Origin of the sequence: Candidatus Uabimicrobium helgolandensis, from assembly GCF_041508025.1 — a bacterium.
Lineage (GTDB): Bacteria > Planctomycetota > Uabimicrobiia > Uabimicrobiales > Uabimicrobiaceae > Uabimicrobium > Uabimicrobium helgolandensis.
On the sequence record NZ_CP165719.1, the window covers coordinates 6103011 to 6116243 of the forward strand.

General features: G+C 35.2%; 12 protein-coding genes. 2 read left to right on the forward strand and 10 right to left on the reverse strand.

The genetic code is table 11. The annotated features are described in order from the left end of the window. Positions 1–8 precede the first annotated feature (8 nt). Both UABHE_RS22680 and UABHE_RS22685 read left to right on the forward strand, forming a co-directional pair. The gene (locus UABHE_RS22680) at positions 9–362 is read left to right on the forward strand and encodes a hypothetical protein (protein WP_372365577.1); all 354 of its coding nucleotides are present in this window, start codon (positions 9–11) and stop codon (positions 360–362) included. Next, positions 359–1162 (forward strand): carbon-nitrogen hydrolase family protein, encoded by an 804-nt coding sequence (locus tag UABHE_RS22685; RefSeq protein WP_372365578.1) that lies wholly within the window; start codon positions 359–361, stop codon positions 1160–1162. Before UABHE_RS22680 ends, UABHE_RS22685 begins: the two co-directional genes overlap by 4 nt. Here UABHE_RS22685 and UABHE_RS22690 read toward each other — a convergent pair. The 10 genes from UABHE_RS22690 to UABHE_RS22735 all read right to left on the reverse strand — a co-directional run bounded on the left by UABHE_RS22690 (position 1159) and on the right by UABHE_RS22735 (position 13187). Then, positions 1159–1671, reverse strand: a complete 513-nt coding sequence (locus tag UABHE_RS22690; RefSeq protein ID WP_372365579.1) for a PTS sugar transporter subunit IIA — start codon at positions 1669–1671, stop codon at positions 1159–1161. The genes UABHE_RS22685 and UABHE_RS22690 overlap by 4 nt on opposite strands. Before the next feature lie 67 nt (positions 1672–1738). Continuing rightward, positions 1739–2380, reverse strand: a complete 642-nt coding sequence (locus UABHE_RS22695; protein WP_372371668.1) for an ATP/GTP-binding protein — start codon at positions 2378–2380, stop codon at positions 1739–1741. A 174-nt stretch (positions 2381–2554) separates the two neighbouring features. Further along, positions 2555–4081 (reverse strand): ABC transporter substrate-binding protein, encoded by a 1527-nt coding sequence (locus UABHE_RS22700; RefSeq protein WP_372365580.1) that lies wholly within the window; start codon positions 4079–4081, stop codon positions 2555–2557. A gap of 25 nt (positions 4082–4106) precedes the next feature. Next, a complete protein-coding gene (gene rtcA, locus UABHE_RS22705) occupies positions 4107–5147 on the reverse strand; it encodes an RNA 3'-terminal phosphate cyclase (protein ID WP_372365581.1) in 1041 nt (346 codons plus the stop codon). 9 nt (positions 5148–5156) lie between these two features. Next, a complete protein-coding gene (locus tag UABHE_RS22710; protein ID WP_372365582.1) occupies positions 5157–6092 on the reverse strand; it encodes a diguanylate cyclase in 936 nt (311 codons plus the stop codon). A gap of 1 nt (position 6093) precedes the next feature. Then, positions 6094–7515, reverse strand: coding sequence for a molybdopterin-dependent oxidoreductase (locus UABHE_RS22715; protein WP_372365583.1), 1422 nt, complete (start codon positions 7513–7515; stop codon positions 6094–6096). A 9-nt stretch (positions 7516–7524) separates the two neighbouring features. Continuing rightward, complete coding sequence (gene murQ, locus UABHE_RS22720) at positions 7525–8427, reverse strand: N-acetylmuramic acid 6-phosphate etherase (RefSeq protein WP_372365584.1); 903 nt, start codon at positions 8425–8427, stop codon at positions 7525–7527. Further along, positions 8414–9511: an anhydro-N-acetylmuramic acid kinase gene (locus UABHE_RS22725; protein WP_372365585.1), complete on the reverse strand. Its 1098-nt coding sequence runs from the start codon at positions 9509–9511 to the stop codon at positions 8414–8416. Before UABHE_RS22725 ends, murQ begins: the two co-directional genes overlap by 14 nt. 341 nt (positions 9512–9852) lie before the next feature. Further along, complete coding sequence (locus UABHE_RS22730) at positions 9853–10689, reverse strand: phosphatidate cytidylyltransferase (protein ID WP_372365586.1); 837 nt, start codon at positions 10687–10689, stop codon at positions 9853–9855. A 2-nt stretch (positions 10690–10691) separates the two neighbouring features. Then, complete coding sequence (locus tag UABHE_RS22735) at positions 10692–13187, reverse strand: hypothetical protein (protein WP_372365587.1); 2496 nt, start codon at positions 13185–13187, stop codon at positions 10692–10694. Between the last annotated feature and the right edge of the window lie 46 nt (positions 13188–13233).

Here is a 13233-nt window from a genome sequence, read left to right on the forward strand (position 1 = left end):
GGACACAAATGAATCCAGATGATTATGTGATATTGCAAAAAAAAGTAGAGGAAAACTCACAAGAAATTTCTTTTTTAAAAGAAAAAATAGCTTTTTTAGAACAGAACAAGACTTTGACTTTGACAAAGCCAAGTGCCGAAAAAAGATTCGGTTTTTTCCTTTTAGATATTATCCTTGTTCTTGTTTTTCTAGCTGTAGCGCTCGCAACAACTGCGTTTTTTATAGAAGAGGCTCACGCTGATCTTCTTACAGGAATATTTATGTTTGTTGTTATTTTTCCTATTGCAAGTGTTGTAGCTGGAATTCTCGGAATGAAGACTTCTAAGTCTATTAAAAATTTTTTTCAAAGGGATAATGCATGATTCGCGTTGGAGTTGTACAAATAAATACGAGTTGCTCAAAACAAGAGAATTTACAAAAAATCGACAAATATGTAGAACAAGCAGCACAAGAAAATTGCGATCTCGTGGCCTTTCCTGAATTGTTCAATTGCATGGTCGAAAAAAAATTGATGAAAGAAAATGCCGAAGATGAAAATGGCTTTACTTGTTCGCATTTAAAAGAGCTAGCAAAAAAACACTCCTTGTATATTCTTGGTGGGAGTATACTTTATACAAACGACTCATTAGAATTACCACAAAACCGTTCATTTTTTTATAGTCCAAAAGGCGAACTTCTCGCTGACTATGCAAAAATACATTTATTTGATATAGATATTCCCAACCAAGTAACGCACTTTGAGTCTCAAAGAATTACTCCAGGCAACAGTATTGTAAATGTAAAAACTGACATAGGAAATATCGGACTATCTATTTGTTATGACTTGAGATTTCCAGAATTATTTGCGAAATTGCGCAGCAAAGGAGCTGAGATTATCACATTGCCCGCTGCATTTACTTATCAAACAGGGAAAAGTCACTGGGAAGTTCTTATTCGAGCCCGAGCGATTGAAACCCAAACATTTATTATTGCTCCCAACCAATGCGGAAAATTACCAATTGGAATCGAAGCATATGGGCACAGTATGGTTTGCGATCCGTGGGGAAAAGTCTTGGCGCAAGCGGAAGAAAATGAAGGGATTATTTTTGCAGATTTAGATGTGGATTATTTGCAAAAAATACGTAGAGAAATGCCAGTTTGGAATCACAAAGTGCTAAACTAAATAGTTCTAAACACATCATTAAAAATACGAATAACTTCACCTTCTGAATATACCCCTAACAGTTGATCCAAGGCATCTGTCTCAAGAAAACCTTTAGCCAATTGTTTATAAACTTTTAAATAAAGTTTATCATCGTAAGGAGGAGCAACCATCGGAATAAATATTCTTATCGGTTCTTCTTCCTTATCCATCTCAATACCTTCAGAAACGCGCAAAAAACCCATAACAAAATTCTTTGTTTGTAACGTTCTCACGTGTGGAATAGCAATACCACTACCAATGATACTTGTTGAACGTCGTTCGCGATTGACAAGTTCCACTGTTAATTTACTCAAGTTTTGAACTTTTTTAGAGTTGTAAAGAAGTTGTGCATTTTCCTTGATAATTTCTTCGCGGTAAGTTTGCATATCTCTTTTCGAAACTTCATCTTCATCTTCAGGAATTTCAGGTCGCGACGAAATAGGCTCTAACCGTATACTTTTTGGTGACAAAAAACGTGCTAAATTCATAGTGCTTCTTTCTCATTGTTGTAGCAGTAAGTAGTTTCTGATCTACTATAAGTAGATCAGTATCTACCTATTTTTTCTTAGAAAACTTTCCTAATTTTTTAGGTTGCGTAGACGAGGATTGAAACATCTTATCCACTGTTTTAAGCACCAGTGCAGCAATGGATTTTAATGTTGGAAATACTCCCTCTCCTGTAATGGCTACTGCTTCAAAACTTTTGAGTTTTCGGTCAGGATTCAGGGTGTTGTCTAACTCTTCCACAGTAAATATATTATCTAAATCTCTTTTGTTGTACTGTAAAACAAGGGGTGTTTCGTCTATATTAATATTATGTGCTGCAAGATTTTCTTTTAAGTTATTAAGAGAATCGATGTTTTCAGGCATTTTATCACGTTGGCTATCAGCAACAAACACTAAGCCGTCAACTCTTTTGAGAACAAGTTTACGCGTAGCATTGTAAAATGGCTGACCAGGTACTGTAAATAAACGCAATTTGGTCTTTAATCCACCAATACGACCTAGATCTAGAGGCATAAAATCAAAAAATAAAGTTCGGTCTTGTTGAGTTGCAACAGAAGTTAACTGTCCTTTGTGGGTTTCGGGAGCTTTTTGATGTATCACTTCTAAGTTTGTTGTTTTTCCAGATAAGCCTGGTCCATAAAAGACTATTTTTAAACTAATTTCACCACTAGCATAGTTAATTTCCACTATTCTTTCTCTTTCTATAAAATCACTCTAGGTATTTAGGGCACGTCCTATTTCCCATAATTTAGTACTTTTAGATGCTAGACTATTACTGCGAAAGTACATAATAATACCGTACTCACTCAAAATGCCTAGATTCTGTGTTTCGCAAAAATCTAAATAGGGATGATACTCCCTACACTAATTATCTTGTAGCTTCCAAGTTTCAGGAAAACGATATGAATTGGTAGGGTGTAGTTTTATATTCAGACCTTTATTATATGCAACATAGCTATCCAATTGCCATAAAAAAATAAATGGCATCTCTTTATGAATAAAAGAATGAATATTACGACCAATATCTTGGACTGCCCATGGATTTAAAGTGCTGTGTAGTTCGTATAATAATTCTGCTAACTCAGAATTTTGGTAAATATTATTATTTTTTCCCATATCATACAAAGAAAATAGCCGTATGATATCAGTTGTATTACTGAATGTGTAAGTTTGGTAATAGATGTCGTAATTTTTGTTTGGCTTATTATCAATATTGGTTTTCAAACCAATTTTCTCAAAAGAATTAGCTATTAATTTAATTGCTATTGTTGGAAAGCTTTTAATATTTAACTCTAAAATGCGTCCTTCTTTTTGCCAATATTTTTGCTTCACATAACCATTAGCAATAAGTATTTTGTTTAATGCTCGTCGTGCACTGCCAAGATCAAAAAATGACTCGCTTATTTTGTTGTTGTAAAACCAAGATTTACGAGGAAAAGGACCACTGATTCCACATTTTTTATTCGAAGAAAAAGCTTGTTTAGCGATTTTTTCGCGATCAATACTATTTAATAGCGCTATGCGAAATTTTGTTTCAGAAAAGAGATTTTTATAGTGATGATCACGAGTATAATTAAATTTTAGATAATGTATATTAAACTCAGAGTTTGGTTTATAAAGAATATTTTGGCTAGAGATTTTCCGGTTTAGTTGGGGAATGACATGAAGCTTGTTTCCACTTAAATCCTTAATTGCACTTTCAACAGAATTATACTTTCGAAAGATAACCTTATTAAAAAATGGCTTTTTTCGGTAAGTAAAATGCTCGTTAGCTACTAAAACAACTTCGTCACTACCAATACCTTTTTTATACTTGAAAGGTCCACATCCAACAGGGTTTTTTGCAAAAGCAGAGTTTTTTTGTAAAAGGTTCTGTTGAAGAATGTGTTGCGGTAAAATTTTAAATGTAAAAAGCGCAAGTGGTTCATAAAAAGGTTGGGAAAGTGTGATAGTGATTGTTTTAGGATTGACAAATGTTACATCATCAATAAATGCTTTTAAGACGGGATTGTAGTTGACACTTAAAGGGTTGAGTAATACTTCTAAAGTAAACTGTATATCACGTGCTGTTAGTGGAGAACCATCTTGCCATTTGATATTTCGATTTAGTAAAAATGTAAATGATAAACTGTCTGGTGATACATCTACTTCTTGTGCTAATGATAAAGTAAATTTGTTATCTTGTTCTTGGACAACAAGACTATCAAAAATAAATTGACAGATACGATTTTCAACAGATTGAGTTGCAGTTATAGGAATCAAGTTTTGTGGTCGACTAAAATCAGCGCAATACAAAGTACGGTTTTCCGTTGCAGAAGTAAAAATAGTGCACCCACAGTAGAGCACAAAAACAATAAGTATTGTTTTGACATTTTTTATATTTAAAAGCATTCTAGTTCCATTCCCAGGATGTTAATCAAGGTGTTATCTTAACTAATCCACATTTTCCTTCAGCGCCATCAACTTCAATTTTTGCATTGCTAAAAGCTTGAATAACTTGCGCATTTGTTAGTAGATGTTGCGTTATTTTTGAGACTGTGTATTGTGAGGTAGATTTCGCAAATGATAAGGGCAAGAGTAATTGATCAGCAAGATGTTCGTCAACAACAGCTTTACTTCTCCAATATTCTACGAATATTTGGCCCAGTCTTTCAGCAACCACTTCTGACGAACGTCCGCGTTTTCCCATTTCTGAAAAACTGACTGTCCAACCATTTTTGAAATGGCAGTGAATTAACAAGCAGTTACCAGAATCCATAGAGTTGTGATTACGGACAATACTACCTATCTTACCAGGAATACTGTTTTTCTTGAGATAATGTTTTAATGCCTCAATTTCTCGATCGCTAACATGTTCAGGTAATTTGGAAGCGACAACATCAATCGTTATTTTTTTTATTGCTGGACGTTTAATCAGCTCAATAGAATCAATTGCATTACATTGAGTAATTTTGCTTTGGAAATGCCCGCCGCCTTTAGGAAAAAAACCTGCTTGATTAATTGTTAGGTCAATTTCAGGCATAATTTGTTTTATTGCTTCTGCCCAAGAATGCTGAATGAATTCAAAAACAGGGGAAAAAGGAACGTGAGTTCCTCCTTTAATATCAATAATGGAATTTCCAGCAAAAGATAGTGGTAGGTGAATTGTTTGTAATACAAGAGAAGTAGCACCAGCTGTTTTTACATCAAAAAAATAATTTCCCGGAACGCATTTTTTTGGACTAAAACTCAATTGTGTTGAATGAAGTTCATCACCAGTAACATCTGCTTGTGAAATAAGGGTAGCTGCTTGTATAGCTGTTAGATGTTGAGCTTTTAGACCTGGTTTACTTCGATTTGCGCGAATGTTTTTTATCGTAAATGGTCTTTGACATAAAATAGAGAGAGTGAGAGAACTTCGTAAAACTTGTCCCCCTCCTTCGCCTAACGAGCCATCAATTTCTAGTGGTTCAGACATAAAATACCTCTAAATATCTTCATCAGTACTTACCGCATTACGGCCTTTTCGTTTTGATTCGTATAGAGCATCGTCAGCGCTTTTCATTATTTCTTCAAACTTACTTTTAACTCCGCTCTTACCATGACTACTTCCCACACCAACACTAATAGATAGTTTTTTGCCAATGTTCAAATGTGAACAATCGCAATTTTCGACACTAATTCTTAATCTTTCCGCTATTTCGCGTGCGTTTCTTCTATCAGTATTCGGTAAGCCAATTACAATTTCATCGCCACCGTAACGCATACCTAGATCTTCTTTGCGTATTGATTTTTTAACTATTTCAGAAAGAGCTTTAAGTATTTCATCGCCAACATCGTGTCCAAAGTTATCATTGATCCCTTTGAAATGATCAAGGTCAAGAATAATAAGAGAAAAACATCTCCCTGTTGCAACCATTTCTTCATACATTTTGGGCAAAGCTTCTATAAAAAAGCGTTTAGATAGCAATTTTGTTAATGCATCAACTTCAGACTCTTCGGCCTTATTGATAATCTCTTCGTAGAATTTGGCAACAATACCATCTTGTATTTCAAACAGTAATAGTGATTCGCCAATAAAAATTTTATCTCCGGGACCTAATTCCTCAATATCTACTTCTTTGCCGTTGAGCATTGTTTTATTCGTACTTCCTAAATCTTTGAGTTTAACTACTCGTTCATTTTCATTCCATTCTGTCCATACAATAGCATGAGCTCTAGACACAGAAAAATCATCAATCATGATATCACAGTCGTTGTTACGACCAATAACATATTGATGGTTTTCACATATTTGGATACGACTTCCTGCATTTTTACCCTTGATAACAGTTAATGTTGGTACACATGCTCTTTGGGCTTCTCTTAAAGAATCCAAATCTATTTTTATGGGCATTGTTTTTCGATAACGTTCGTTATCCATTTTACGACCTCATGGTAGAGAGTAACCATACTGGGTTTTGCGAAACAGTAAATAACACTTTATTATACACTACACTTAACTCACATAAAAACTTATTTATATCGTTTTTTTTGTGAGTATAACCCCACATTTTTATTTGCGAAGAATTTTTTGATGATATTACTTTATGAAACAATTGACTTTCTTGCATCTTTAAAACTACATCCTCGTGTTTTTCTGCACAGTACATATCTATTTGTATCATTGGAAGGTAACCATAGTCTTCAGTAGGTGTTTTTTGAGTAACAACGTTATCGATAATTGCACCATCTTCTCGAAGCCACTGTAATTGTTTACTATCTATGCCTACAGAGCCTGTTAAATCTAATCCTTTTACACGGGCATTGTATTTTTTTTTGTTGCTGTCAGGATAAAAGCGTACATTGAGTAAAAAAGCCTTTTTCATTGATACGTTTTCTAAATGCGCTCTTATAAAACTCGCTCCTTCGCAATCGCATTCATCAAGCGTTGCCGAATGTTTTCCTTTATCTGAAAATAATGCTTCGCGAAACAAACTAAGCGAAAAATTCGCTCTAGACATGTTTGCATTCAAAAAAGATGCTTTGGCAAAATTAATTCCTCGTAGTTGTGCACGGTATTTGTCTTTGCTAAACAGGCAATCATTAAAATCTTTATGTGGCCACTTGATTTTTGCAGCGACAATTTGCGATAGATCTTTCTTTTGATGAGCATTTTTAATAAAAACATCATGTTCATTTTCTGGTAGCTCGCGTAAAGATTCTATATTACCTCTATCGTCAAGATGTGTGATTTCTCGTAAAAAAGGCGAAAATCTTTCTTTTTCGATTATACGTGCATAGTTGTGATAGCCAGCATATTTTTCCCAAGTTCCTAAACACTCATCTATATTTTTTGTGGAAAATTCAATTTCGCTTAACCATTTTAGCGATTTATAAAAGTAACGTTCGCAACCAGCGATAAGTCGAAGTGGTCCACCATTTTTATAGGGCAAAGGCTGATTATTTAGACAACCTGACACAATTACATCCGATGTTTTATAGCAATATTCGTAATCTAGTGCTGTATAGTGTTTTTGTGTACTTGGACCGCAACTTCCAGAAGCTTCACTTGTAAAAATGATTGTCTTGATATTTTGTTGTGGGCAAACTAAGTCTATTAGCGTACGTAAAGTTACTCCTGCGAAAATAGCTGGTTTATTGCCATAAATTTTTCCAGCAGAAACGCATTCTATTTTAACAGAAACTTCCTGTGTTGGTAATGACCACAATTGTGATAAATTCATTATTTGTGGATAATGAATTTCTCCATGAATTCTAATTTGCCAATTCAATGTTGCATTTAACAAGTCACAATTATGACTTGCTCCAGAATCACCAACAACTTTTAAATCTTCATTTTTCATGTTACATCACTACCTTGCAATTGCTAAATGAAGTTTATTTTCTTTGTTATGTAAGATTTCTTTTGCTTCTTCGTAAGAAGCATTACATTTCGCCATTACTACCGCTACTTTTACTTCCCATTGTGCTTTTTCGAGTGTTGTTGTCGCATAATTTTCATCAGCGTTTTTAACTATCTGACAAAAAATGCGTTTTGCACGGCCACGTAATTTAATATTACTTGCGTTGAGGTCAACCATCAAGTTTTCATACACCTTGCCTATTTGCACCATTGCCACTGTCGTAATCATATTCAAAATAAGTTTGGTAACAGTACCTGCTTTTAATCGAGTAGAGCCACTAAGAACTTCAGGGCCAGTGATTGCACAAATTAAATGCGCAATGTAATCAAATTCTTGAAGACGAACACAAGTAATAAGAGCTGTTTTTGCTTTGCGCTTATGAGCTTCTTTGAGAGCTCCGTGGACAAAAGGAGTACGTCCACTTGCTGCAATTCCAACGACAATATCATCGTTTGTGATTTCACGCTCGACAATAGCAATACTTCCCTGTTCCTGTGAATCCTCAGCACCTTCTACCGCGTTTCGTAAAGCGGTATCTCCTCCTGCGATAATACCTTGTACCATACTATCGGGTGCCCGAAACGTAGGAGGACATTCACTTGCATCGAGGACCCCTAAGCGACCACTTGTTCCTGCACCAACGTAAAACAAACGACCTTGGTTTAAAAAACTTGCGACCACTTCCTTAACTAGAGCATCAATCTTTGCCTGGCTACTTTTTAGAGCATTTATCACATTATACTCTTCATCAATCATTAGCGTTGTGATTTGAGATATTGACATTTGATGAAGATCTGTTGAAGACGTCAGTCTTTGTTCTGTTTCAGGTAAATCATCGTTATTTACAGGCATAGTAAACAGCTCCTAGTATCAGTTTTTTATTTGCTCCTGTTGTAGACGGAATATGATTGTGACATTTGAGTAATGTCTGATGTCCCAGTACAGCAAAAGCAAATGCTTCCTTCGCATCTTCGCTAATTCCATATGTGCCAATAGGAACAAATTGCCACGACGATAATTTTTTTTGTAATGAATTCATCAAAGTTGCGTTGTGTTTACCTCCGCCACTAATCACTATCTTACCAGTAGAAGTACAAAATTGATTTATCGCGTTAGCAATGCTTGTAGCGGTGAGTTCTGTTACCACTGCTATTTTGTCTTCCGTATTTAGTTGTGACGTTTCTTTGATAAAATAATCCATATAATTTTTGCCAAAATCATTGCGTCCTGTTGACTTGGGAATTGTAAGGCTAAAATAGTTATGTAATAAAAGTTTTTTTAATATATTTTTATCAACTCTGCCTTGCGCAGCAATTTGCCCTTTTGCATCGTAATCTTGTTTATAGTAATGCTTAACAAGAGCATCAATAACCATATTTCCTGGTCCAGTATCAAAGGCAATTATTTCTCGATCTTTACCAATGTAAGTTATATTAGCAATACCACCAATATTAAGAAGTACAATCGGTGCTTCTTCGGCAAATAAAAGATTATCAACAAATGGTACGAGAGGTGCCCCTTGTCCTCCTGCTCCGATATCTTGAGAACGAAAGTCGCTTACTACTGTCATATCAAGAATAGATGATAACATACCTCCTGAACCGAGTTGTAGTGTTGCACTATCCTCAGGTAAGTGTCTTATCGTTTGTCCTGAAAAAGACACTAAATCAATTTTTGAGGTAGCGAAATTACGAATTGCTTGTGCTGCAAACTTGGTAAAAGCGGTATTTGTTTTCATTAAGAAATTGATAGTTGTTGTAGGTTCATTTGCTAAACTTCGTAAAGAATTTTGTAATTCTTTCGGAAAATCTATCGTTGTGAATTCGGTGAGTTGGTATTTTTGTTTTTCGTAACAAACAATAGCTATATCAAGGCCATCAAGTGAGGTTCCCGACATTGTACCAACAATGAAAAAAGGTTCACTTTTTGTTACCATATTATAATTCCAAACTATTTTTTTAGTAGGGCGTGTCATCATTCAAAATATTGTGTGTTTTTTCGAGCCCGAGCCCGTTTCCGAAACTTTCACTAACAATTTATCAAAGAAGCAAAGTTTCTTTTTCCATCGCAAAAAACTAGTATTGAACCAATAAATCACTTTCTGCCGCTCTCAAAAAGTTTTCGGGCGCGGGCTCGCAAACGGGCTCGGGCTCAATACTACTGGCGTATCATTAAATGAATCCGTTATATTTTTATCTGTATTGAATGATGACACGTCCTAGTTAAAGAGAAGGCAATCTTACAATTATAAAATTACCCTCTCTTTGATTTTAATTCTTAATTCGTAAGAAAAAATACCAAATAATAATAACCAATTGGAGCTGTTAATAAAAGGCTGTCCACCAAATCGAGAATACCACCAAATTCTGGTATAAGTTGATTAGAATCTTTTACATCACAGCGTCTTTTTATTAAAGATTCACAAAAATCACCTAACAAAGATAGTATAGCCATTAAGCAAGCAAATATTATGGTATGGGTTAGAGTTAAACTAGAACGAATAACTTCAATATTTTCTCGAAATAAATAGGCAACCCCTATAGCTAAAATTATACCGCCAATAGCTCCCTCGTAAGACTTATTTGGGCTAATTCCTGGAACAATTTTGTGTTTACCAAAAGCTTTTCCGACTAAATAACCTCCAATATCCATACTTTTCGCTACAAAAAGTAAGAATACTAAGTAATAAAGTCCATCCAAATTATGCTGTAACTCGCCGCCGATAGCTCGTATTTTAAGCACAAAACTAAATAGAAAATAAACATACACTAGACCAAGAACAGTGATAGCGCAATTTTCTAGGGCATTTTCTTTATTTACATCGAATAAGAATCGAATAAAAACGCCTGATAGTACAATAGCAAAAAGGTCTATTGGCAACATATGCGAAATCATAGCAGCAACCATTACTAAACTACTTAACAGTCCATATACAGTGTAGGGCTGATAGTTTCTATTTTTAGTCATGGCGTAAAACTCTGACAAGGCAACTACCAAAGCAAGTCCCATAATAGAACTGGTAGCGTATGCTGTATTTGTTTTATAATCTGTGTACCCTAACAAAGCGACAATAGCGATTAAAAGAATTCCTATTGGAATACGCACTCTATACATAATTATTCCTCTTTGACTTGTATGGTATAAGGGCGGCTAAAAAGTCCTTCTCTGTATGAAAAAAGTACATCGTTCTTTTGCGACTTAGATAACCACTCAATTCGACCTTGGTTGCTAAATACTTCATGTTGTTCATAGTTTTTATAATCGACAAGTACTATTTTGTCTTTTCCGCCTTTTTTGATATAAGCAAAATGCTGATCTAGCCAGGTAACCTTGCAATTCTCTGTAGAGCGTGTATTTGTAACCCACTTTTCAATTGGATCTTGTAAATTTTGCCAATTCCAAGCGCAAATATCGACATTTCCTTTGCCTGTCGCATTATTTTGTAGAAAAACCAGTTGATCACCTCTTGGTGATATTGAAAAATAACGTCCGTAGATGTCTGCTTCGGTTTTCTTCACGCGTTTGCTTCTTGGAAATTCCCATGAAACAATACCGCGAAGATCATTAGCCACAAAAAGTAAATGGCGACTATCTTTACTCCACACTGGTACCCGTAAAGTATCACCTCCTCCAGAAGTTGAATACAACATTTTACCTGTTAACATATCATTTATACGTATCTGCGTAGTATTATTTCTGTTGTAGACGTAAGCGAAAAAATGTTGGTTAGGAGAGATAGACGGAGGGCCAAGAGTAATAGGATACTGAGTTTTTACCATCTCTCTCATTTTTGCAGAGGCTTGCATACTGTTTTCGTCAACTTTAAGTTGCAGGCGGTGAATGCGATTAACTCCTTTTACTCTGGTGAGAAGTACAATACGCTTGTCTCCATTCCAATCATAAATAAAGGGTACTTCCCGATCTTTTAATTTTACAACAGGAGTTTGAAATAGAGTTACTTCTTTGCCAATACCACGCGAAGTGAGAAAAGCTAGTTTTAGATAACGACGTACGCGTTTTCGGCCAGCGTCTTGATCTCGGTAGAAGATCATGTACTTGCCATTATTCGATAACAAAGGAAAGTGGAAATCGCTTTCTTCAGAGGAAAGGGTTGCTACTTGTGTTTTTGGGGCTTTCGTTTTTACAGGAACACTACTGGTCTTTTTTTTTTGCTTCTTTAAGGTTATAACTTGTTTTTGCAATTCATAATTAGCATCGCGAATTTGTTGCATATCTTTTTGCAACTCACTGTTTTTCTTTTGCATTTCCCTATAAGTAACAAGCAAAGCTCTGTAAGATTTCTCTTTTTCACTAATAGTTGACTTCTCTTTTTTTAGGTTGCGTACAGCATTGCGATATTCTTTGTAAATTTTCTGGTACTCATTTTGCCATTTTTTTTGTTCATCATTTTTCACTGGTATTTGAATCTGAGGAAATTCCGGAAATTCTGGCATTTCAATATTAGCAATTTCGCCTTTAATAGAAAAGAGGGCTTGTGTAATATCTTTACTTTGCTTATCAAAGAAATGATATGCTAACATTGCAAAAGAAGAAAGAACGAGAAGCCACAGAAAATTCAATATCAAAATAGCGGCATAATTTTGCTGTAATTTGATACGGTTGTGTTGAGCTGGTAGATGTTCTTTTATTTTTTTCACATCTTCTTGAAGACCAAGTTCTTTTATTGAAAACTCAATTGTATCTTCTACCGAATCTTTTACTTCGTTAGGAGATGATTGCATCCCAGCACTGGTAATTGCTTGCGGTTGTTTTTCTTTATTAGCCAAAATATCACTTTTCTGAATTTTGACTGTCTCTTTATGTTTATCAGGAGTTTTATTTTCTTGCTTTTGCCTCGTAGAGCGAATTTTTCTTTCGGTAATTGGACTTTGTACTTCTACTTCTAATGCCTCTTCCTCAATTTCCTCTTTTTGTTCTAACATACTTCGGTTCATAACCGGCATTTTTACAGTTTGTTGCCGCGTTTTTTTCTGCGGAGAGGGGGCTTCTTCGAAAACTTCTTCAAGAGGATTTTGTTCTTCTTTCTCCAACATACTTCGATTCATAACCGGCATTTTTACAGTTTGTTCCCGAATCTTTTTCTGCGGCGGTGGAGTTTCTTCAAAAACTTTCTCAAGAGGGTTTTGCTCTTCTTGCTCTAACATACTGCGGTTCATAACCGGCATTTTGATTGTAGCAGGTCGTTTTTTCGATTGTATTTTTTCCGTAGGATTGTCATTTACTTTTTTAATCGGTTCTTGAGAAACACATTCTTGTATCGGAGGCCACTGTATGGGTTTTTGCTCAGATGGCTGATGTTGTTGAAAGTCTTTTACTATCTGTTGAGGAGAAGATTGTACTTCAAAATTAAAAACAGAATGCACTGCATTTACGTCTTTTGTTGTATATATCCACAGTAGAAAATTTCCTTGTGAATTGTGTTGAAACAATTGAGGAAAAAATGGTTGCGACTTCCAATCACAATGTTGACAATTTACAACCCACTGCTCTTTTTGTAAAGAATCCTGTTTGTCAGGGTTTTTAAATATGTAGTTCTCATGCCCATTTTCGCATTTGAAGTACAAGTATTCATTGTGTGAATTTTTATCCATAACTAGGGAGTGTCCTTATTCATTTCCCATAATTCGGTACTTTCAA